Here is a 21518-nt window from a genome sequence, read left to right on the forward strand (position 1 = left end):
TGTGAGGTAAAAGACAATGGAGCCATTCATCTTAAAAAGTGAGGAATATTTTGTCATAAAAGAGTGGATGGAACGTTATCCAGGACTTGAAGCAGGGTTCACGACAAAGAATGGCGGTGTGAGCAAGCAGGATGCTTTTACAGGCCTGAATTTCGGTTTTCATGTTGGAGACGAGCAGAATGCGGTTTGCGAAAATCGTCTCCTGGTGGCCGATAAGATTTCATTTCCTCTCTCCAGCTGGGTCGGAGCGGAACAAACCCATGATACCTGGATTGCAAGGGTAGGACAATCGGATCAAGGAAGAGGCTCTGCAACTTATGATTCTTCTTTTTCAGGGACGGATGGCTTCATGACAGATGAGCAGGGAATCCTTCTGACACTTTGTTTTGCAGACTGTGTCCCGCTTTATTTTATAGAACCAGAGACAAGGTTGATCGGAGTCGCTCATGCTGGCTGGAAAGGAACTGTTCATGGCATTGCAGCCGAAATGATCAGCAAATTTCAGCAAAATGGCGCAAAAACGGAAAAAATTTCTGCCATTATTGGCCCATCAATATGCAAAAAATGTTATATTGTTGATGAGAGAGTCGTCAATTTAGTGAAAAATATACTAGATGGTGTCGATATATTACCATATAATCAAGTTAGTGAAGGCCAATATTCTCTCGATTTAAAGGAAGTGAACCGTCAAATTCTGTTAAAAGCAGGCATGGAAGACGGGAATATACAGGTTACCGATTATTGCACAAGCTGCCACAGTGAGCATTTCTATTCGCATAGACGGGATAACGGGAATGCTGGGCGAATGATGGCTTATATCGGCTGGAAGGAGGATAGCCATCCATAATGAATGTCAGAGAAAATCTGGAGGTTATCCAGAGTCAAATAGCAGATGCCTGTAAAAAAGCCGGGCGCAATCCAGAAGAGGTCAAGATTATTGCGGTCACTAAGTATGTTTCACCAGAACGGGCCCAGGAAGCAATTGATGCAGGTGTCACCCATCTTGGTGAGAACCGGGATGAAGGTTTGCTTCACAAAATAGACCACTTAGAAGACAAGCCTGTATGGCATTTTATCGGGACACTGCAAACGAGAAAAGTGAAAAACATAATTGAACATGTTACATATATTCATTCATTGGACAGGCTTTCGCTTGCGAAGGAAATAAACAAGCGGTCAGATTCCAAAGTGAGTTGTCTGATTCAGGTCAACGCATCCGGTGAAGAGAGCAAGCATGGGTTGAGACCGGATGAAGTTATTGCTTTTGTACAAGACCTGAAGCAGTTTGATAATATCCAGATCAGCGGATTGATGACGATGGCTCCCTTCACTGAAGACCAGCAAGTAATCAGGGATTGTTTCGGGACACTGAAGAGTCTCCAGGCTGAAATACAGTCGCTTCAACTGGAAAATGCACCATGTGATGAATTGTCAATGGGAATGTCAAATGATTTTCAAATAGCTGTTGAAGAAGGATCCACAATGGTGCGTATTGGCACTGCATTGGTAGGGAACGAATCGGAGGTGCAATAATATGAGCTTAAAATCAAAAATTAAGACATTTTTTTTCCTGGAAGATGAATATGACTATAACGATGAGGAAATGCTCGAGGAAGAAGCAGAGCCTTTCAAGCCCAATAAACAGCCTGTCCAGCAAAAGCAGAATGTGGTAAGCCTGCAAAGTGTGCAGAAATCCTCCAAGGTTATCCTCATGGAGCCGAGGATGTACGCTGAAGCCCAGGAGATCGCCGATCATTTAAAAAATCGCCGGGCAGTCGTTGTTAACTTGCAGCGTATCGAACAGGATCAGGCTAGGCGCATTGTGGATTTCCTTAGCGGAACAGTTTATGCAATCAGCGGTGATATTCAGCGGATCGGCATGAATATATTCTTATGTACCCCGGATAATGTGGAAGTCACAGGAAATATTTCTGAGCTGATGCAGGAGCGGGATTACCAAGAGTCGAGGTGGTAGATTAAATGGATATAGTAATAGGTATTATAGCTCAGTTAGTTAGTCTTTATCAGTGGGCCCTGATTATTTATATTTTCATGTCATGGTTCCCTAACGCGAGAGAAACGGCAATCGGACAATTTTTGGCGCGTATTTGCGAACCATTCCTGGAGCCTTTCCGCCGGATTGTTCCTTCAATTGGCATGATTGATATATCGCCAATCGTCGCTTTCCTTGTATTGCGTTTTGCTGTCAGCGGCTTGTATCAGCTGGCTGCATGGTTTTAATAAAAAGTTCTTTCTTGCAGGGTCTGAAACAGGCCCTGCTTATTTTCTATCAAGGAATTAAAAGGAGTACATAAATGTCTATTTACCAGCATTTTCGTCCTGAGGAAAGGGAATTTATCGATCAGGTCATCAACTGGAAAGAATATGTTGAGCAAAATTATGCACCGAAATTGACTGATTTTTTGGATCCAAGAGAGCAGCAGATACTTGCCACGGTCATAGGCAAGCATCCTGATGTAAAATGGGAGCTTTTTGGCGGAGCTCCAGGTACAGAGAGGAAAAGGGCATTCCTATTTCCCGAGTATTTGGAAGCTAAAAAAGAAGATTTCCAGGTGAGGCTGTTCCGAATTGATTATGCAAAAAAGTTTGTGAATATCGAACACCGGCAAGTTATGGGCAGCCTGATGTCCCTCGGCTTGAAGCGTGGGAAATTTGGAGATATCCTGATTGATGGAGATGATGTGCAGTTTTTTGCAGCTGAGGAAATCGCCGATTATATCCGGCTGCAATTAGAATCGATTGGCAGGGCATCGATTGGCTTGTCAGAGCTTCCGCTTGAAAAGGCTGCGGCTATTGCTGAGGAATGGAATGAAATGAGCACGACCGTTTCATCATTGCGTCTTGACACCGTCATGTCGGCTCTCTTCAACCTCTCAAGGCAAAAATCCCAGCTTCTTATCCAGCACGGCCACGTAAAGGTTAATTGGACAGGTATTGAAAATACAGCCTTTGAATGCGGTGAAGGGGATGTCATTTCCGCACGTGGATATGGGCGTGCGAAAATCATCACAATTGAAGGGAAAACAAAAAAAGATAAATATCGAGTTATTGCCGGAAGAAAAAAATAATTATATAGTTATAGAAGAAGGATTTTTAGTGTTTTTGTCGAATCATTGCTTTAAGTACATAAAGGATTATAACTTAATGGGAGGTGGCGTAATGCCTTTAACGCCGTTAGATATACACAACAAAGAATTCAATAAGGGATTTCGCGGGTATGATGAAGATGAAGTAAATGAATTCCTTGATCAAGTTATCAAGGACTACGAACTAATAATCCGAGAGAAAAAAGAGATGGAAGAAAAACTGAATGAAATGAATTCAAGGCTTGGACACTTTACCAACATCGAAGAAACATTGAATAAATCAATCGTGATCGCCCAGGAAGCAGGAGAAGAAGTTCGCCGCAACGCACAAAAAGAAGCGAAGCTGATCATTAAGGAAGCGGAAAAGAACGCGGACAGAATCATTAACGAATCCTTATCCAAGGCACGTAAAATCGCTTTGGAAATCGAAGAGTTAAAGAAGCAGTCTAAAGTGTTCAGGACAAGATTCAAGATGCTGATCGAAGCGCAGCTTGATATGCTGAACACGGATGACTGGGATCACCTGCTCGAATATGAACTGGATTCAACAGAATTAAAGGCAACTGCGCGAGAAGAAGAAGATTCACTAGCTTGACGCGGGGGCGTTAAATCGCATATAATTTCATAACAAAGTGCAATACATGACAGAAACGATGACAGGGACAGTATGGCGTTCCAGTTGCTTGCTTTTCAGCGAAATGGGGAAGGTGGAAGCCCATTGCAAGCGGATAGCCAGAAAATCACCCGATAGTTCCGAGCTGAACACCCTTTTAGGACCAGTAAGCACAGGCGTGACATTCGCGTTAAGAATGCTAAGAGGACAGTATGAGGAATACTTGTCTATTTAGGGTGGTACCGCGGGAAATAAACCTTCTCGTCCCTTTTCAGGGATGAGGAGGTTTTTTTATTTTCCAAAAATCGTCTTCTTAAATGATTGCAACGGTAAAAAATAGGAGGATCAATCAATGGAGTACAAAGATACTTTGCTCATGCCGAAGACCGAGTTTCCTATGCGCGGAAACCTTCCGAACAGGGAACCCGAAATCCAGGCAAAATGGGAAGAAATGAATATCTATGAAAAGGTTCAAAAACACACCGAAGGGCGTCCGCTGTTCATCCTGCATGATGGACCTCCATATGCCAATGGAGATATCCATATGGGGCACGCACTTAATAAGATCCTCAAGGATTTTATCGTCCGCTATAAATCCATGAGCGGTTTCTGCTCTCCTTATGTACCAGGCTGGGATACTCACGGCTTGCCAATCGAGCAGGCACTTACTAACAAGGGCGTAAAACGCAAGGAAATGACTATTGCCGAGTTCAGGAAGCTGTGTGAAGAGTATGCTTACCAGCAAATTGAAAATCAACGTGAACAGTTCAAGCGTCTGGGAGTAAGAGGCGACTGGGAAAACCCTTATATCACTTTGAAGCCAGAATATGAAGCACAGCAAATCAAAGTATTCGGCGAAATGGCTAAAAAAGGGTACATCTACAAAGGCAAAAAGCCTGTTTACTGGTCACCGTCAAGTGAATCTGCACTTGCAGAAGCCGAGATTGAATACCAGGATAAGCGTTCTGCATCCATCTATGTTGGCTTCCCTGTAAAAGACGGAAAGGGCGTACTGGACCAGGATGTCGAAATCATCATCTGGACAACAACTCCATGGACGATCCCTGCTAACCTTGGAATTTCAGTACACCCTGATTTGACTTATGTTGTGGTTGAAGCTGATGGCAGGAAATTCCTTGTAGCTGAAGATCTTCTTGAGGCAGTAACGAATGAAATTGGTTGGGAAAATGCTGCAACAGTTAAGAAAGTTGCTGGAAAAGAGCTTGAAGGCGTTCTGGCAAAGCATCCATTATACGGACGGGATTCACTTGTCATGCTAGGCGAGCACGTTACAACCGATGCTGGTACGGGATGCGTCCACACTGCACCTGGACACGGGGAGGATGACTTCCATGTTGGCCAGAAATACGGTCTTGAAGTATTATGCCCTGTTGATGATAAGGGTGTTATGACAGCTGAAGCAGAAGGCTTTGAAGGTCTATTCTATGATCAGGCAAACAAGCCAATCACAGAAAAGCTTGAAGAAGCTGGTGCTTTGCTGAAGCTAAGCTTTATCACACACTCATACCCGCATGACTGGAGAACGAAAAAACCTGTTATCTTCCGTGCTACGGCACAGTGGTTTGCATCGATCAAGGACTTCCGCGGTGAATTGCTAAAAGCTGTAGAAGAAACAAAATGGGTTCCGGCATGGGGCGAAACAAGATTATTCAATATGGTCCGTGACCGCGGTGACTGGTGTATTTCGCGTCAGCGTGCATGGGGCGTGCCAATTCCGGTATTCTATGCAGAAAACGGCCAGGAAATCATCACGGATGAAACGATCGAACATGTTTCAAACCTGTTCCGTGAGCAAGGTTCTAATATCTGGTTTGAAAAAGAAGCGAAGGAATTGCTCCCTGAGGGCTTCAGCCATCCTGGCAGCCCAAATGGCCGATTTACAAAAGAAACAGACATCATGGATGTTTGGTTCGATTCAGGTTCATCCCATCAGGCAGTGCTTGTAGAGCGTGATGATCTCCAACGCCCGGCGGATCTTTATTTGGAAGGATCTGACCAATACCGCGGCTGGTTCAACTCATCATTATCAACAGCAGTTGCCGTAACAGGCAAAGCTCCTTACAAAGGAGTCCTGAGCCACGGTTTCGCTCTTGATGGCGAAGGCCGCAAGATGAGTAAATCTATTGGTAACGTAGTCGTTCCTGCGAAGGTCATGAACCAGCTGGGTGCCGATATCCTGCGTCTCTGGGTTGCTTCTGTCGATTATCAATCCGACGTCCGTGTTTCTGACGCAATCCTGAAGCAGGTTGCTGAAGTCTACCGTAAAATCCGTAATACATTCAGGTTCTTGCTGGGCAACCTTTCAGATTTCAACCCTGAAACAGATGCTGTACCATTCGATCAGCTGCGCGAGGTTGACCAGTTCATGCTCGTGAAGTTGAACAAATTGATCAAGTATGTGCGCAACGCATATGACAATTATGAATTTGCAGGCGTCTACCATGCGGTCAACAACTTCTGTACGCTTGATTTGAGTGCATTCTACCTTGATTTTGCAAAGGATGTTCTTTACATCGAAGCTTCAGGCAACGCTGAGCGCCGCGCAATCCAGACAGTATTGCACGAGAGTCTGATTGCATTGGTTAAGCTGACTGCACCGATCCTTTCTCACACAGCAGATGAGGTATGGGGATTCATCCCAACAGCGAAGGCAGACAGCGTCCAGCTGACAGATATGCCTGAAGCGAAGGAAATCGCAAATGCAGAAATCCTCGAAAACAAATGGAATGCATTTATGAAGCTTCGTGACGATGTCCTGAAGGCACTTGAAGAAGCAAGGAACTCAAAAGTGATCGGCAAATCGCTGACAGCAAAGGTTTCTTTATACGTAAACGACAGCACAAGAGAGCTTCTGGATTCAATCTCTGAAAACTTAAGCCAGCTGTTCATTGTTTCAGGCTTCGAGGTGGCTGGAAGCTACGATCAGGCGCCTGACAATGCGATCAAGCTTGAGAATGCAGCGATTGTGGTTACAAAGGCTGAAGGTGAAACTTGCGAAAGATGCTGGGTTGTCACACCAGATGTCGGCAAAGTCGAAGAACATCCAACACTATGTGAACGATGTGCAACGGTTGTAAAAGAAAATTACTAATTTGATTTTTGGACTCCGGAATTTTATCCGGAGTTCTTTTTTTTTTTGCCAATTATCATCCTGCTTGGGAAATCCTGCAGTACATGTAAAAACTTTAACTGAGTCAGCAAATTGTTACGGGAAATAATAGCTTTAAACAGGAACGGGGGCAGATATATGGAAAGTAATCTCGATTACATTTACAAAGAGCTCCGCGAAACGAGAACAGAATTGTTAGCGTACCTGAATGACGGCCAGAAAGACGAAAGGATTTTGCATTATATAAATGATGAACTTCACGATATCGAAACAGCGCTGGAAAAAATGGAAAATGGCGAGTATGGAAAATGTGAAGTATCTGGAGAATACCTGCCATACGAAGTTTTGCAGACCATCCCCACAGCTAAATCAGCTGTGGAGTTAGACCAAATCGAACAATACTACCGTAAGCCCATTTATTCGTGAGATTTATTGGTACTCAATAAAACGGCATGGAAGTTGAGGGTTGGATGATTCACTCAATGTTTACTGGAAAAAATCATGGAAATTTCCAATCACCAATAAAAATGGATTTTCGCCAATAACCAGCTTATTATCGCCAATAAAAATTATAGAGCAAACATATTCTGTTAAAATTATGCCCTACTGCTCATTTTTAAGGGGGATTTCTTCGTTAGTAGCTGTTTTGCCACTTTTTAAAGGACAGTAAAATTACAAAATCTTATAATATCTGTCGTTTTAATCTTTTATGTGCTAAAATTCAAAAGGTAATAAATGTTGTGGATGTGGAGGTTACCTTTGTGTTTTATTACATAATTGCACTGTTTGTTATCTTGCTTGACCAGGTTACTAAATGGTTCATTGTCAAAAACATGGAGCTTGGGGAGAGCATAAAGGTCATAGAGAATTTCTTGTACATCACTTCACACCGAAACCGTGGTGCTGCATGGGGAATCCTGCAGGGACAAATGTGGTTCTTTTATGTCATTACCATCATTGTGGTGATTGGCCTTGTCGTCTATATTCAAAAAGCAGCTAAAGGCAAGCTGCTGCTTGGTGTTTCGCTTGGTTTTATGCTCGGCGGGGCGATTGGGAACTTTATCGACAGGGTATACCGAAAGGAAGTTGTTGATTTCATCAACACCTATATTTTTGGATACGATTTCCCTATCTTCAATATCGCGGATTCTGCGCTGGTGATCGGTGTAGGATTATTGATGATTGACATGATCAGGGAAGAGAGAGAGGCGAAAAGAAAAGCTTATGGAGAAAATGGAACACATCATCAGTGAGGAACAGGCTGGTGACAGAATAGATAAAGTAGTATCTACACTTGACCCAGAATGGTCGAGGAGCCAGGTGCAGCAATGGATTAAGGATGGGAACGTTCTTGTCAATGGAGCTCAAATCAAAACAAATTATAAATGCAGCTTGAATGATCAGCTGGAAATCAACATCCCTGAGCCAGAAGCTTTGGATGTTATCGCAGAGGAAATGGACCTAGAGATTTATTATGAGGATGCAGATGTCCTTGTTGTGTACAAGCCCAAAGGAATGGTCGTCCATCCAGCACCTGGACATATGACTGGAACGCTTGTAAATGGGCTCATGGCGCACTGTAAAGATTTATCTGGTATCAATGGCGTGCTCCGCCCGGGAATCGTCCACCGGATTGATAAGGATACCTCCGGACTTTTGATGGTGGCTAAAAATGATATGGCACACGAAAGCCTGGTGAACCAGCTGGTGGCCAAATCTGTTACTCGCAAATACAAGGCGCTCGTACATGGAAATATCCAGCATGACCATGGAACAATTGACGCTCCGCTTGGGCGCGATCAAAGGGACCGCCAGAGCATGACAGTTGTCGATGATGGCAAAAATGCGGTCACACATTTTAATGTTCTCGAGCGCTTCCAGGACTTTACTTTTGTTGAATGCCAGCTTGAAACAGGCAGGACGCACCAAATCCGTGTGCATATGAAATACATTGGTTATCCGCTGGCCGGAGACCCTAAATACGGACCGAAAAAGACGCTTGATCTTGGCGGACAAGCATTGCATGCTGGCCTGCTTGGATTTGATCACCCAAGGACAGGTGAGTATCTGGAGTTTGAAGCCCCGCTGCCTGAGTATTTCGTAAAGCTCTTAAATGATTTAAGAGAAAATCGTTGACAAAGTTCAACATCTATTTTAAGATGACTATAGTTTAATAAGTCCTTTAAAGACAGTCCCGTGAGGCTGAGAAGGAAACGGATTTGCAACTGGCATCAGTGTATGCTCGGCTGCATAATGACACCACACGTTTACCCTCTTGCCGAAATCAGGCGAGAGGGTTTTTTACTTTCCGTTTTCCATAGACAGAGAAGGAGTGAAAACAATGGCTGAAAAAGCGGTTGTGCTCGACAACCAGGGAATCCGCAGGGCACTGACGAGGATTGCCCATGAAATCATCGAAAGAAACAAGGGAATCGAAGACAGCGTACTAGTGGGAATCCGTACCAGAGGGATCTATATCGCCAAAAGGCTAGCTGAAAGGATCCGCGAGATTGAAGGAGCGGAAATCCCGGTAGGTGAGCTGGATATCACACTGTATCGCGATGACTTGACGAAGAAGACGGATGATCAGGAGCCTGAGGTAAAAGGCTCGGATATTCCCGTCGACATCTCGAATAAAAAGGTTATCCTGGTGGATGATGTCCTTTATACAGGCCGAACAGTCCGTGCTGGCATGGATGCTTTGATCGATATCGGACGCCCGGCGACAATCCAGCTTGCAGTGCTGGTCGACAGAGGTCACAGGGAGCTGCCGATCAGGGCAGACTTTGTGGGGAAGAACATACCGACATCAAGCTCCGAAAGAATCGTCGTTGAGCTTCAGGAAGTAGATGAAGAAGAACGCGTAAGCATTTTTGAAAAATAAATAATGCCCTTTTAAATGCAGTCCAGAGAGGCTGAAAAGGGGGAACGCATGGCTGATGGCTTTGTGCGGGTTTTTTTAGACCCATACCCTCTTTGTATCTACTGGCAAAGAGGGTTTTTTTGTACAATAGAGAGGAGAAATAATAATGAACAAACCAATCCTAGACATTAAAGATGTGCCGTCACCATTCCAATGGTTCACACTTAGCCTTCAACACTTATTCGCCATGTTTGGCGCGACAATCCTTGTACCTTACCTGGTCGGCTTAAGCCCGGCCATCGCCTTGATTTCAAGCGGCCTTGGGACGATCGCTTTCCTGATTATCACTAAATTCCAGGTTCCGGCTTACCTAGGGTCATCTTTTGCTTTCATCGCTCCTGTCATCGCAGCGAAAGCAGGTGGAGGACCTGGTGCCGCAATGATTGGTACCTTCCTTGCGGGACTCGTTTATGGAGTTGTAGCCCTGATTATCAAGAAGGCAGGCTACCGCTGGATCATGCGCCTGCTGCCGCCAGTTGTAGTCGGCCCAGTCATTATTGTCATCGGACTCTCACTGGCAGGAACAGCGGTCAGCATGGCAATGAATGTCCCTGGCACTACTGAGTACAGTTTGATTCACTTTTCTGCGGCTTTAGTAACTCTTGCAGCGACAATCGTCTTCTCGATTTACGGAAAGGGAATGCTCAGCATGGTCCCAATTCTTGCTGGTATCATTGTCGGTTATCTATACTCAATGGCAATAGGCATCGTAGACTTTAGCGGAGTAAAAGAAGCAAATATTTTCGAGATGCCAGACTTTATCTTCCCATTCGTTCACTACAATGTAAGTATCAGTTGGGAAATCGTCATGCTGATGGTTCCAGTAGCAATCGTCACATTGTCCGAGCATATCGGCCACCAGCTTGTACTAAGCAAGGTTGTTGGCAGAGACTATATTAAAGAACCGGGTCTTCACCGCTCCATCATGGGTGATGGTATGGCGACAATGATTTCCGGTTTGATCGGCGGACCGCCAAAGACGACTTACGGCGAAAACATCGGTGTCCTTGCGATTACTAGAGTCTACAGCGTGTATGTCCTGCTTGGCGCAGCCATCATCGCGACAGTATTCGGGTTCATCGGCAAAATCACGGCATTGATCAGCTCAATCCCAACACCAGTTATGGGCGGCGTCTCAATCCTGCTGTTCGGGATCATCGCTTCATCAGGTTTGAGAATGCTTGTGGACAGCAAAATCGACTTTGGCAATACACGCAATCTGGTCGTCTCATCTGTCATCCTGGTGATCGGGATTGGCGGAGCATTCATTAAGCTGAATGAAAACTTCGAAATACATGGCATGGCTTTAGCGGCCTTGATTGGTGTCATCCTTAACCTGGTCCTGCCTGGACGCCCGGAAATTGAAGAAGATATGTTTGAAATGGAAACTGAAAAAAAAACTGAGAAAAAGAACGATGTAGCATAGTACCACCTTTTAAAGAAGTCCAGAGAGGCTTAGAAGGGTGTTATGAGCGAACCGGCTTATTCATGATGCACGCAAACCCGGAAATTCGGGGTTTATGCCGGCAAGCTCATAGTCAAGCACCCTGTTGAACAGAAAACAGGGTGCTTTTTTTCTTGCAAAATAAAAGGGGGGATCAGTCGTGAAATGGGATTTACTGACAACATCACAGCTTAGTGAACAAGAAATACAGGAAATTATTCTGTCTGCGGGTGAATTTGCCAGCGGGAAAACATGGCAGCCAAAAGAAAAACTGTTCATTAGCAATTTATTCTACGAGCCAAGCACAAGGACAAAGTCCAGCTTTGAAATGGCTGAACGCAAGCTTGGGCTCGAGGTGATTCCGTTTGAGGTCCAGACATCCAGTGTACTGAAAGGTGAAACTTTGTATGACACCGTTAAAACTCTTGAAGCAATTGGCACCGACGCACTCGTTATCAGGCATAGTGCAGATAATTTTTTTTCAGAACTTGAAAAAGGCATTAGGATTCCGATCATCAATGCCGGCGATGGAAAAGGGCACCACCCAACACAATCCCTGCTTGACCTGATGACAATCCAGCAAGAGTTCGGCAGTTTTACAGGGCTTACAGTTACAATCATCGGTGATATCCTCCATAGCCGTGTAGCGAGATCAAATGCAGACGCACTGGTCAGACTTGGAGCAAAAGTGATTTTTTCGGGTCCTGAAGAGTGGGTGGATCAAAACAACCTTTCTGAAGACTGCTGCTATATGCCAGTAGACGAGGCCATTAAGTCGGCAGATGTGGTGATGCTCCTTCGTGTCCAGCATGAACGGCATGATGGCAAACTTCTATTTGATAAGAATGAGTACCACCGAAACTATGGTTTAACGATTGAAAGAGAAAGGCTTATGAAAAAAGGGAGCATCATCCTCCATCCTGCACCGGTCAATCGAGGTATCGAAATCGCAGATGAATTGGTTGAAAGTCCAAAGTCACGGATTTTTAAGCAAATGGAAAATGGCGTATACATCAGAATGGCAGTGTTAAAGAGAGCACTTGAAAATAGGAATGGGGGAATGAAAAATGACAATGTTGATCAAAAATGGCAGATTGCTTACTGAAACAGGATTTAAGAAAACAGATATTTTGATAGAGGACGGAAAAATTGCTGCAATCGGATCTGAAATCTCTACGGATGCTGAGCAAATTATTGATGCTAAAGGAAAGCTAGTTGCACCAGGATTTGTAGACCTGCATGTGCATCTGCGCGAACCGGGAGGGGAGAAAAAAGAAACGATTGCTACCGGTACACTGGCTGCTGCAAAGGGTGGATTTACCACTGTTGCTGCAATGCCGAACACTAGGCCGGTGCCCGATTCAAAAGAGCAGATGGATTGGCTTCAGAAGAGAATCCAGGAAACAGCTTCCGTAAGAGTCTTGCCATATGCGTCCATTACTGTGCGCGAGCTTGGCCAGGAACTGACCGATTTCGAGGGTTTAAAAGAAGCCGGTGCATTCGCATTAACGGATGATGGCGTTGGTGTCCAGTCAGCAGGAATGATGCTTGAAGCTATGAAAAGAGCTGCAAAGCTTGATATGGCAATAGTCGCACATTGCGAAGATAATACTTTGATCAATAAAGGTTCTCTCCATGAGGGCAGGAAAGCCGCTGATCTGGGAATCAACGGAATCCCGTCAGTATGTGAATCTGTACATATAGCAAGAGACATTCTGCTCGCGGAAGAGGCAGGATGCCATTACCATGTTTGCCACATCAGCACGAAAGAATCAGTCAGAGCAGTCCGGGACGCGAAGCGATATGGCATAAAGGTCACAGCAGAGGTAACGCCGCACCATTTGCTTTTGAATGAAGATGATATAACCGGAAATGATGCCAACTATAAAATGAATCCACCGCTAAGAAGCAAGGCGGACCACGAGGCATTGATCGCAGGACTGCTGGACGGGACGATCGATTTTATCGCCACTGACCATGCACCGCATACAAGTGAGGAAAAAGCAGAGGGAATCCAGCTGGCGCCATTTGGGATTGTCGGCCTTGAGACAGCTTTCCCGCTTTTGTACACACACCTCGTTAAAAAAGACGTCATGACCTTAAAGAAGCTGGTGGACTTTTTAACGGTCAAACCCGCAAAAACATTCGGATTGTCTTATGGAGAACTAAAAGCCGGTGCACCAGCTGATATCGTTCTAATAGATCTGGACCTGGAAAAAGAAATCAATCCAGAAGAATTTTTATCAAAAGGCAAGAATACACCATTCGCAGGCTGGAAGTGCAAGGGATGGCCAGTACTGACGATTGCTGAAGGAAAAATAGTCTGGGAAAAGGGAGTTGTGACCGCATGAAAAAACAACTGATTTTAGAGGATGGAACTATTTTTGTGGGTAATGGATTTGGAAGTGAGGCAGCAACTGCAGGTGAGGTTGTTTTCAATACAGGTATGACCGGCTATCAGGAAATCCTGTCAGATCCATCATACTGCGGCCAAATTGTGACACTGACATACCCGCTAATCGGTAATTATGGAATCAATCGGGATGATTTTGAATCAATCAACCCTGCTGTCCAGGGTCTTGTCGTGAAGGAAAATGCTGAATTTCCATCCAACTGGCGTTCAGAAATGTCTTTGGACGCTTATCTTAAAATGAAAAACATTCCGGGCATTGCTGGAATCGACACCAGGAAGCTGACAAAAATCATTCGCCAGCATGGAACATTAAAAGGATCCATCTGCGGGATGGAAGAAAATCCGGATGAAGTTATTGCAGCATTAAAAGACAGAAGACTGCCGAATGACCAGGTAATGCAAGTTTCTACGAAAACACCTTATCCAAGCCCAGGCCGAGGCCATAGAGTCGTGCTGGTTGACTTCGGATTGAAGCATGGTATCCTGCGGGAACTGAATGACCGTAACTGTGATGTGATTGTAGTTCCTTACAATACAACTGCCGAAGAAATTCTTAGCTTGAGTCCGGATGGCATCATGCTTTCAAATGGACCTGGTGATCCAAAGGATGTTCCGGAGGCAATCGAAATGATTAAAGGTCTGTTAGGCAAGGTACCGCTGTTCGGGATTTGTCTTGGCCACCAGTTGTTCGCACTCGCCTGTGGTGCAAATACGGAAAAAATGAAATTCGGTCACCGCGGCTCCAACCATCCTGTGAAGGATTTAAGGACGGGGAAAGTAGCGCTGACCTCACAAAACCATGGATATACAGTTACTGAAGAATCTGTCACAGGGACAGAGCTTGAGGTTACACATATAGCATTAAATGATGGAACAGTTGAGGGTCTTGCCCATAAATATGCCGCAGCTTTCACTGTACAATATCACCCGGAAGCGTCACCAGGACCGGAGGATGCGAACGGATTATTCAACCAATTCATCGAGCTAGTAGAAGCAGAAAAAAAGGAGGCTGTCACAAATGCCAAAGCGTAAAGATGTTAACAGTATATTAGTCATTGGGTCAGGCCCGATCATCATCGGCCAGGCAGCAGAATTCGATTATGCAGGCACACAGGCATGTATCGCACTGCGTGAAGAAGGATATAAGGTCATCCTCGTCAATTCGAATCCAGCAACCATCATGACTGACACGGAAATTGCGGACGTCGTATACATAGAGCCGCTTACTCTTGAGTTTGTGGCAAGGATCATCCGCAAGGAGCGTCCGGATGCACTCCTCCCGACACTTGGGGGGCAGACAGGACTTAACCTCGCTGTTGAGCTGGCTAAATCAGGTGTTTTGGATGAATGTGACGTGAAGATCCTCGGAACAAAGCTAGAAGCGATCAACCAGGCGGAGGACAGGGAGTTATTCAGAAACTTGATGAACGAGCTCGGACAGCCGGTCCCCGACAGCGACATCATTCACAATCTTGAAGAGGCTTATACCTTTGTGGAGAGAGTCGGATATCCAGTGATTGTACGGCCTGCTTTTACAATGGGAGGCACTGGTGGCGGAATTTGCAGCAATGAAAAAGAATTGATTGAGATTGTGTCGAGCGGCATCAAAAATAGCCCTGTAGGACAATGTTTGCTTGAAAAGAGCATTGCCGGTTTCAAGGAAATTGAATATGAAGTAATGCGTGACAGCAATGATAATGCCATTGTTGTCTGTAATATGGAAAACTTCGACCCGGTTGGAGTCCATACGGGCGATTCCATCGTCGTGGCGCCAAGCCAGACTTTGAGTGACCGCGAATACCAGTTGCTGAGGAATGCCAGCCTAAAAATCATCAGGGCATTGAAGATCGAAGGCGGCTGCAATGTCCAGCTTGCACTTGACCCTGACAGCTTTAACTACTATGTAATCGAAGTGAATCCGAGGGTAAGCCGATCTTCTGCCCTGGCATCAAAAGCGACGGGCTATCCAATTGCCAAGCTTGCAGCGAAAATCGCTGTTGGTTTGACACTCGATGAAATGCTGAATCCGGTTACGGGAAAAACATATGCCTGCTTTGAACCTGCACTGGATTATGTTGTAACAAAAATTCCACGGTGGCCATTCGATAAATTCGAATCAGCGAACCGGACACTTGGAACGCAAATGAAAGCAACTGGTGAAGTTATGGCAATCGGCCGGACTTTCGAAGAGTCTCTGCTTAAGGCGATTCGTTCGCTTGAAGCTGATGTGATCCACCTTTCTTTGAATAATCAAAGCGAAATTAACGATGAATTGCTTGAGAAGAGAATTCGCAAGGCTGGTGACGAGAGATTATTTTACATTGCAGAGGCTATCAGAAGAGGCATTTCAATCGAAACTCTTCACAGCTGGAGCAAGGTCGATTTATTCTTCCTTCATAAATTAGAGAGATTAATAGCTTTTGAGCAAGAGCTTGCTGAAAAGAAGTTTGACCTGGAAACAGCCAGATCTGCAAAGCGCAAAGGCTTTTCAGATAAGGTAATTGCTGGACTCTGGAAAGTGGAAGAACAGGCAGTATACCAGTGGCGGATTGAGAACGGCCTGACCCCTGTATTTAAAATGGTCGATACTTGTGCCGCTGAGTTCGAATCAGAGACTCCATATTTCTATAGCACATATGAGGAAGAAAATGAATCAGTGGTGACAGGAAGGGAAAGCGTCATTGTACTGGGGTCCGGGCCCATCAGGATTGGTCAGGGAATTGAATTTGATTACGCTACCGTCCATTCCGTGAAAGCCATCAAAGAAGCGGGCTACGAGGCCATTATCGTCAATAACAATCCTGAAACGGTCTCTACTGATTTTAGCATCTCGGATAAATTGTACTTTGAACCTTTGACGATTGAGGATGTCATGAACATTATCAATCTCGAAAAACCAATTGGAGCAGTCGTCCAATTTGGCGGTCAAACAGCAATCAACCTGGCATCGAAGCTGGTCGACAGGGGAGTGAAGATTCTTGGAACAAGCCTGGAGGATCTGGATCGTGCTGAGGACCGTGACAAGTTTGAACATGCACTAACCGACCTTCGAATTCCATTGCCTAAAGGAAGTACAGCGAAATCAGTAAAAGAAGCAGCGTTGATTGCATCAGAAATCGGCTACCCAGTTCTTGTGCGTCCATCCTATGTACTCGGCGGAAGGGCAATGGAGATTGTCTATAAGGAAGAAGAACTTCTGCATTATATGAAAAATGCGGTAAAGGTCAATCCGGATTATCCTGTGCTGATCGACCGTTACCTGACTGGAAAAGAAGTGGAGGTTGATGCGATTTCCGATGGTGAAAATGTACTGATTCCGGGCATCATGGAGCATATTGAAAGAGCAGGCGTCCATTCTGGGGATTCAATCGGTGTCTATCCGCCTCAAAGCCTCAGTGAGGAAGTAAAACAAAAGCTAGTAAACTATACGATTGATCTTGCTAGAGGATTGAACATAGTCGGTCTGCTGAATATTCAATATGTCATTGCTGATGAAGAAGTCTATGTGCTCGAAGTGAACCCTCGCTCCAGCCGTACAGTACCATTCCTGAGCAAAATCACGAATGTTCCAATGGCGAGAATCGCAACTAAGGTGATCCTTGGCCAGAGCTTGCAAGCTCAGGGGTACGAAACCGGTCTTGTACCTGAACAAGATGGAGTTTTTGTGAAGGTACCAGTGTTCTCGTTTGAAAAATTGCGTCGGGTTGACATCACACTCGGACCGGAAATGAAGTCTACCGGCGAAGTTATGGGCAAGGATACAACACTGGAAAAAGCTTTGTATAAAGGCATGATTGCTGCCGGCATGAAAATTAAGGAGTTTGGTACAGTCCTCCTTACTGTAGCAGATAAGGATAAAGAAGAAACATTGGCACTTGCAAAGAGATTTTCGAACATAGGCTATCAATTGATGGCGACAGAGGGGACAGCGAACTATCTGGAGAATAAAGGCATTAAGGTGAAGACTGTCGGAAAAATCGGCGCTGATGGACCGAACCTGATCGATGTGATCCGTAAGGGAGAAGCACAGATGGTCATCAATACGCTGACAAAAGGCAAGCAGCCAGAACGTGATGGATTCAGGATCCGCCGTGAATCCGTAGAGAATGGTGTGCCATGTCTGACTTCCCTTGATACAGCAAAAGCGATCTTACGAGTCATTGAATCAATGACATTTTCAGCAGATGCTCTAAAGCCGATGGAGCAAGCCAAAGAAGGTGTCTTTTCATGATCAGGCAGGAAAACTGCAAAGTAGTGAGCAACAGGCAGATTGCTGACAATATTTTTGAACTGGTCTTAAGCGGTGAACTTTCTGCGGCTATGTCCCAGCCTGGCCAATTCGTGCATGTGAAAGTTGGGGAAGGTTTTGACCCGCTTTTGCGTAGGCCAATCAGCATCGCTTCAATCAATGATGGCACATTCACGATTATCTACAGGAGGCAGGGAAGGGGAACCTCCCTGCTAGCCGAAAAAAAACCAGGGATGTCAGTCGATGTCCTGGGACCACTCGGTAATGGCTTTCCGGCAGGAGAAGCCAAACCGGGGCAAACGGCAATTCTTGTTGGCGGTGGAGTTGGGGTCCCGCCTATGTATGAACTGGCTAAGCAGCTTGCCCGAAATGGAGTTAGTGTCATAAGCATCATCGGATTCCAAACAGCCAGTGCGGTTTTTTACGAAAAAGAGCTGTCAAACTTTGGTGAAGTGTATGTTACAACTGTTGATGGCACATATGGCCGAAAAGGTTTCGTTACTGATATACTTACCGGTTTGGACCCGGATATTATTTTTGCATGCGGTCCGACACCGATGTTGAGAGCCGTTGAAACTGGGAATTTCGCAGCTAAAACCTACCTTTCACTTGAAGAACGGATGGGCTGCGGAATCGGTGCTTGCTTTGCATGTGTTTGCCATACGAAGGATGATCCACAAGGTTTCACGTATAAAAAGGTCTGCAGCGATGGACCAGTATTTCAAGCAGGGGAGGTTGTCATATGAGTTCGCTATCTATTCAGCTGCCAGGACTCGATCTGAAAAATCCAGTTATGCCTGCCTCAGGCTGCTTCGGCTTTGGCAGGGAGTTCAGCCAGCTGTACGATTTGAGTCAGCTGGGGGCAATCATGATAAAAGCTACGACCCCAGAACTGCGCTTCGGAAACCCAACACCAAGGGTTGCCGAGACACCAGGCGGCATGCTCAATGCCATTGGCCTGCAGAACCCCGGCTTAGAGAAAGTATTTAATGAAGAACTTCCATGGCTTGATCAGTTTGATGTGCCGATCATTGCGAACATCGCTGGTTCAACGGAGGATGATTATGTAAAAGTAGCAGAACAAATGTCAAAGGCTCCAAATGTTCATGCCCTAGAACTGAATATATCATGTCCAAATGTAAAAACAGGCGGCATCGCATTCGGCACAGATCCGGAAATGGCTAAGGCGCTGACACGAAAGGTAAAAGATGTTTCTGAAGTGCCTGTATATGTAAAGCTTTCTCCTAATGTATCTGACATTGTAAAGGTTGCCAGGGCAGTTGAGGATGGAGGCGCGGATGGGATCACAATGATCAACACTTTGCTTGGCATGAGAATCGACCTTATGACAGGGCAGCCGATCCTTGCCAATAAAACCGGCGGCTTGTCCGGCCCTTCTGTGAAGCCGGTAGCCATCAGAATGATCTATGAAGTCAGCCAGCAAGTATCTATTCCGATAATCGGAATGGGGGGAATCCAATCGGCTGAGGACGTAATCGAGTTTTTCCTTGCCGGTGCAAGTGCGGCTGCGGTAGGAACTCAAAATTTCGTGGACCCTTTTGTATGCCCAAAAATCATTGAAGAATTGCCGGAATGGCTGGCTAAGATCGGGGCAGACCATATTTCTGAAATAACGGGAAGGAGCTGGAAGAAGAATGAAAGACTCGCTTATTATCGCCCTTGATTTCCCTAACAAGGGAAAGGTGCTTGAGTTCCTTGAACCATTTGAGAATGAACAGCTTTTTGTAAAAGTTGGAATGGAGCTTTTTTATGCCGAAGGGCCGTTAATTATTGAGGAGTTAAAGAAGCGGAATCATAAAATCTTTCTTGACCTGAAACTCCATGACATCCCTAATACAGTAAAAAGTGCGATGAAGATGCTCGCTGGTTTAGGTTGTGACCTTGTCAATGTCCATGCTGCTGGAGGTTCGGTGATGATGGCAGCAGCGATCGAAGGGCTTGATGCAGGCACACCGGCGGGTCTCAAGCGTCCTGATTGCATTGCCGTCACACAATTGACAAGTACATCTGAAATCCAGGTCAATTCTGAACAGCTGATTGGGGTATCGTTACATGAGTCCGTACTAAATTATGCGGCACTGGCTCAAAAGTCAGGGCTTGATGGTGTGGTCTGTTCCCCTCATGAAGCCAGTTTCATTCATGGCCAATTGGGTGAGAAATTCTTAACCGTCACACCAGGTATTCGCCCAGCTGAAAGTGCGCTTCAGGACCAGAAACGCGCGGCTACTCCTGAATTTGCGAGGAAACAAGGTGTTTCCGCAATCGTCGTCGGAAGGCCAATTACACGAGCCGCTAATCCCATGGAAAGCTATCTGGCAATTAATAATGAATGGAAGGGTGTATATCAATGAAAAGAGAAATAGCAGAAGCATTGCTTGAAATTGAAGCTGTCAGCTTGCAGCCAGACAATCCATTTACATGGTCATCCGGACTGAAGTCACCGATCTACTGCGATAACCGACTCACTCTGTCCTTCCCTCCCATCCGCAGAAGAGTGGCTGAAGGGTTGAAGAGCTTGATTGTTGGACATTTTCCAGAAGCTGAGATGATCGCGGGAACGGCTACTGCCGGAATACCACATGCCGCCTGGGTCAGCGAACTGCTTGATTTGCCAATGAGTTATGTCCGCTCGAAAGCAAAGGGACATGGAAAAGGGAATCAAATCGAAGGAAAGGTGACCGAGGGCCAAAAGGTCGTTGTTGTCGAAGATCTAATATCCACTGGTGGCAGCGTCATTGAGGCGGTCGAGGCGTTGCGGGAAGCAGGCAGCGAAGTGCTCGGAGTTGTTTCGATTTTTACATATGAACTAGAAAAAGGGAAGCAGAAGCTGGATTCAGCAAATATCTTCGCACACTCACTGACTGACTTCACGACTCTTGCTAACCTGGCTGAGGAAAAAGGACTCATCACGAAAGAAAGTCTTGATAGCCTTGCAGAATGGCGCAAAAATCCATCAGAATGGGGAACCGCCAAAAATATATGATTAAAAGCAGCCTATTGGCTGCTTTTTGTATTTTAGTAAAATATGGTTAAATAATTGGCGAGATGTGATAAGATTAAAAGGCGGAATTTTCTGATAATAAAGAGGTGCTAATGTGAAGAAAATAATCGGGATTATAGCAATCGTGGCTGGTTTAAGTCTTTTAAGTGCATTTGTGGTTCCGGGTTTAGCTGATATGCTTCAATCCAAAAAGGCTGCTAAACATGTTTTGGAAAATTTGAAAGAACAAAATTACGAAGCAGCGTTTGATGGGATTCACTTTTATGACGTAGCATCCGATTTATCTCCAACCATCCCCTATGGAGAGGCAAAGGAAATTTGGAGTAAGCGGGTTCAGTCTTTAAAAGAGAACGGCACTTATCTAGTTGACTACAAAAATCTGTACATGGAGCTGGATGATACATACCCGACAGGAAAAGTTGATTTGGTGATGATGATCAATGGCAAGAAAAAGTATCTTGAAGATGTATCACTGTGGTTTGGGTTTCAGGACAGAAAGTGGGGGCTTGGGAATTTACAATACTTCATAAATACAGATCAAGAGGAAGATTGGGAAAAAGCCCTAAGCGGAAATGTTGCCAAAGCTAAAGAATAGTTATGAACGGAAGTGTATCCTG

The 21518-nt window shown here is 45.2% G+C and carries 21 protein-coding genes; all 21 read left to right on the forward strand.

The annotated features are described in order from the left end of the window. Window positions 1-16 precede the first annotated feature (16 nt). The 21 genes from pgeF (at window position 17) to J7I80_RS03050 (ending at window position 21496) form a co-directional block, all read left to right on the forward strand. A complete protein-coding gene (pgeF, locus tag J7I80_RS02950; RefSeq protein WP_214735923.1) occupies window positions 17-847 on the forward strand; it encodes a peptidoglycan editing factor PgeF in 831 nt (276 codons plus the stop codon). Continuing rightward, the gene (locus tag J7I80_RS02955) at window positions 847-1533 is read left to right on the forward strand and encodes a YggS family pyridoxal phosphate-dependent enzyme (protein WP_214735924.1); all 687 of its coding nucleotides are present in this window, start codon (window positions 847-849) and stop codon (window positions 1531-1533) included. The genes pgeF and J7I80_RS02955 overlap by 1 nt, the downstream gene beginning before the upstream one ends. A gap of 1 nt (window position 1534) precedes the next feature. Then, a complete protein-coding gene (locus tag J7I80_RS02960) occupies window positions 1535-1975 on the forward strand; it encodes a cell division protein SepF (RefSeq protein ID WP_102262124.1) in 441 nt (146 codons plus the stop codon). 5 nt (window positions 1976-1980) lie between these two features. Next, complete coding sequence (locus tag J7I80_RS02965; protein WP_192470275.1) at window positions 1981-2241, forward strand: YggT family protein; 261 nt, start codon at window positions 1981-1983, stop codon at window positions 2239-2241. Between the two features lie 74 nt (window positions 2242-2315). Continuing rightward, entirely contained in the window at window positions 2316-3089 is a 774-nt protein-coding gene (locus J7I80_RS02970) for a YlmH family RNA-binding protein (protein WP_214735925.1), read from the forward strand. A 91-nt stretch (window positions 3090-3180) separates the two neighbouring features. After that, entirely contained in the window at window positions 3181-3702 is a 522-nt protein-coding gene (locus J7I80_RS02975) for a DivIVA domain-containing protein (RefSeq protein WP_214735926.1), read from the forward strand. A gap of 370 nt (window positions 3703-4072) precedes the next feature. After that, a complete protein-coding gene (gene ileS / locus J7I80_RS02980) occupies window positions 4073-6832 on the forward strand; it encodes an isoleucine--tRNA ligase (RefSeq protein WP_214735927.1) in 2760 nt (919 codons plus the stop codon). A gap of 156 nt (window positions 6833-6988) precedes the next feature. Next, a complete protein-coding gene (locus J7I80_RS02985; protein WP_214735928.1) occupies window positions 6989-7276 on the forward strand; it encodes a TraR/DksA C4-type zinc finger protein in 288 nt (95 codons plus the stop codon). A 335-nt stretch (window positions 7277-7611) separates the two neighbouring features. Continuing rightward, a complete protein-coding gene (gene lspA / locus J7I80_RS02990) occupies window positions 7612-8103 on the forward strand; it encodes a signal peptidase II (RefSeq protein WP_023614969.1) in 492 nt (163 codons plus the stop codon). After that, on the forward strand, window positions 8075-8986 hold the full coding sequence (locus J7I80_RS02995; RefSeq protein WP_214735929.1) for an RluA family pseudouridine synthase: 912 nt from the start codon (window positions 8075-8077) through the stop codon (window positions 8984-8986). The genes lspA and J7I80_RS02995 overlap by 29 nt, the downstream gene beginning before the upstream one ends. A gap of 205 nt (window positions 8987-9191) precedes the next feature. Beyond that, on the forward strand, window positions 9192-9734 hold the full coding sequence (pyrR, locus tag J7I80_RS03000; RefSeq protein WP_192470281.1) for a bifunctional pyr operon transcriptional regulator/uracil phosphoribosyltransferase PyrR: 543 nt from the start codon (window positions 9192-9194) through the stop codon (window positions 9732-9734). A gap of 145 nt (window positions 9735-9879) precedes the next feature. Next, a complete protein-coding gene (locus J7I80_RS03005) occupies window positions 9880-11199 on the forward strand; it encodes a solute carrier family 23 protein (RefSeq protein WP_214735930.1) in 1320 nt (439 codons plus the stop codon). A gap of 178 nt (window positions 11200-11377) precedes the next feature. After that, a complete protein-coding gene (locus tag J7I80_RS03010; RefSeq protein WP_214735931.1) occupies window positions 11378-12322 on the forward strand; it encodes an aspartate carbamoyltransferase catalytic subunit in 945 nt (314 codons plus the stop codon). Further along, a complete protein-coding gene (locus tag J7I80_RS03015; protein WP_214735932.1) occupies window positions 12285-13568 on the forward strand; it encodes a dihydroorotase in 1284 nt (427 codons plus the stop codon). Before J7I80_RS03010 ends, J7I80_RS03015 begins: the two co-directional genes overlap by 38 nt. Next, window positions 13565-14662: a carbamoyl phosphate synthase small subunit gene (locus tag J7I80_RS03020; RefSeq protein ID WP_214735933.1), complete on the forward strand. Its 1098-nt coding sequence runs from the start codon at window positions 13565-13567 to the stop codon at window positions 14660-14662. The genes J7I80_RS03015 and J7I80_RS03020 overlap by 4 nt, the downstream gene beginning before the upstream one ends. Then, window positions 14649-17861, forward strand: coding sequence for a carbamoyl-phosphate synthase large subunit (carB, locus tag J7I80_RS03025; protein WP_214735934.1), 3213 nt, complete (start codon window positions 14649-14651; stop codon window positions 17859-17861). Before J7I80_RS03020 ends, carB begins: the two co-directional genes overlap by 14 nt. Further along, on the forward strand, window positions 17858-18625 hold the full coding sequence (locus J7I80_RS03030; protein WP_214735935.1) for a dihydroorotate dehydrogenase electron transfer subunit: 768 nt from the start codon (window positions 17858-17860) through the stop codon (window positions 18623-18625). Before carB ends, J7I80_RS03030 begins: the two co-directional genes overlap by 4 nt. Further along, window positions 18622-19563: a dihydroorotate dehydrogenase gene (locus J7I80_RS03035; protein ID WP_214735936.1), complete on the forward strand. Its 942-nt coding sequence runs from the start codon at window positions 18622-18624 to the stop codon at window positions 19561-19563. The genes J7I80_RS03030 and J7I80_RS03035 overlap by 4 nt, the downstream gene beginning before the upstream one ends. After that, complete coding sequence (gene pyrF / locus J7I80_RS03040) at window positions 19535-20251, forward strand: orotidine-5'-phosphate decarboxylase (protein ID WP_214735937.1); 717 nt, start codon at window positions 19535-19537, stop codon at window positions 20249-20251. The genes J7I80_RS03035 and pyrF overlap by 29 nt, the downstream gene beginning before the upstream one ends. Continuing rightward, window positions 20248-20883, forward strand: a complete 636-nt coding sequence (pyrE, locus tag J7I80_RS03045) for an orotate phosphoribosyltransferase (RefSeq protein WP_214735938.1) — start codon at window positions 20248-20250, stop codon at window positions 20881-20883. The genes pyrF and pyrE overlap by 4 nt, the downstream gene beginning before the upstream one ends. A 112-nt stretch (window positions 20884-20995) precedes the next feature. Continuing rightward, window positions 20996-21496: a hypothetical protein gene (locus J7I80_RS03050; RefSeq protein ID WP_214735939.1), complete on the forward strand. Its 501-nt coding sequence runs from the start codon at window positions 20996-20998 to the stop codon at window positions 21494-21496. Window positions 21497-21518: the final 22 nt, after the last annotated feature.

Origin of the sequence: Bacillus sp. ISL-41 (assembly GCF_018613235.1) — a bacterium.
GTDB lineage: Bacteria > Bacillota > Bacilli > Bacillales > Cytobacillaceae > Mesobacillus.

What these genes read in the sequence shown, in the direction of transcription:
- J7I80_RS02960 (WP_102262124.1), top strand. Translation starts at nt 1,535, where the DNA reads ATGAGCTTAAAATCAAAAATTAAGACATTTTTTTTCCTGGAAGATGAA.
- J7I80_RS03005 (WP_214735930.1), top strand. Translation starts at nt 9,880, where the DNA reads ATGAACAAACCAATCCTAGACATTAAAGATGTGCCGTCACCATTCCAA.
- J7I80_RS02955 (WP_214735924.1), top strand. Translation starts at nt 847, where the DNA reads ATGAATGTCAGAGAAAATCTGGAGGTTATCCAGAGTCAAATAGCAGAT.
- J7I80_RS03015 (WP_214735932.1), top strand. Translation starts at nt 12,285, where the DNA reads ATGACAATGTTGATCAAAAATGGCAGATTGCTTACTGAAACAGGATTT.
- pyrE (WP_214735938.1), top strand. Translation starts at nt 20,248, where the DNA reads ATGAAAAGAGAAATAGCAGAAGCATTGCTTGAAATTGAAGCTGTCAGC.
- J7I80_RS03030 (WP_214735935.1), top strand. Translation starts at nt 17,858, where the DNA reads ATGATCAGGCAGGAAAACTGCAAAGTAGTGAGCAACAGGCAGATTGCT.
- J7I80_RS02995 (WP_214735929.1), top strand. Translation starts at nt 8,075, where the DNA reads ATGGAGAAAATGGAACACATCATCAGTGAGGAACAGGCTGGTGACAGA.
- J7I80_RS02970 (WP_214735925.1), top strand. Translation starts at nt 2,316, where the DNA reads ATGTCTATTTACCAGCATTTTCGTCCTGAGGAAAGGGAATTTATCGAT.
- J7I80_RS02975 (WP_214735926.1), top strand. Translation starts at nt 3,181, where the DNA reads ATGCCTTTAACGCCGTTAGATATACACAACAAAGAATTCAATAAGGGA.
- carB (WP_214735934.1), top strand. Translation starts at nt 14,649, where the DNA reads ATGCCAAAGCGTAAAGATGTTAACAGTATATTAGTCATTGGGTCAGGC.
- J7I80_RS03035 (WP_214735936.1), top strand. Translation starts at nt 18,622, where the DNA reads ATGAGTTCGCTATCTATTCAGCTGCCAGGACTCGATCTGAAAAATCCA.
- J7I80_RS03020 (WP_214735933.1), top strand. Translation starts at nt 13,565, where the DNA reads ATGAAAAAACAACTGATTTTAGAGGATGGAACTATTTTTGTGGGTAAT.
- pgeF (WP_214735923.1), top strand. Translation starts at nt 17, where the DNA reads ATGGAGCCATTCATCTTAAAAAGTGAGGAATATTTTGTCATAAAAGAG.
- J7I80_RS02965 (WP_192470275.1), top strand. Translation starts at nt 1,981, where the DNA reads ATGGATATAGTAATAGGTATTATAGCTCAGTTAGTTAGTCTTTATCAG.
- pyrF (WP_214735937.1), top strand. Translation starts at nt 19,535, where the DNA reads ATGAAAGACTCGCTTATTATCGCCCTTGATTTCCCTAACAAGGGAAAG.
- J7I80_RS02985 (WP_214735928.1), top strand. Translation starts at nt 6,989, where the DNA reads ATGGAAAGTAATCTCGATTACATTTACAAAGAGCTCCGCGAAACGAGA.
- ileS (WP_214735927.1), top strand. Translation starts at nt 4,073, where the DNA reads ATGGAGTACAAAGATACTTTGCTCATGCCGAAGACCGAGTTTCCTATG.
- pyrR (WP_192470281.1), top strand. Translation starts at nt 9,192, where the DNA reads ATGGCTGAAAAAGCGGTTGTGCTCGACAACCAGGGAATCCGCAGGGCA.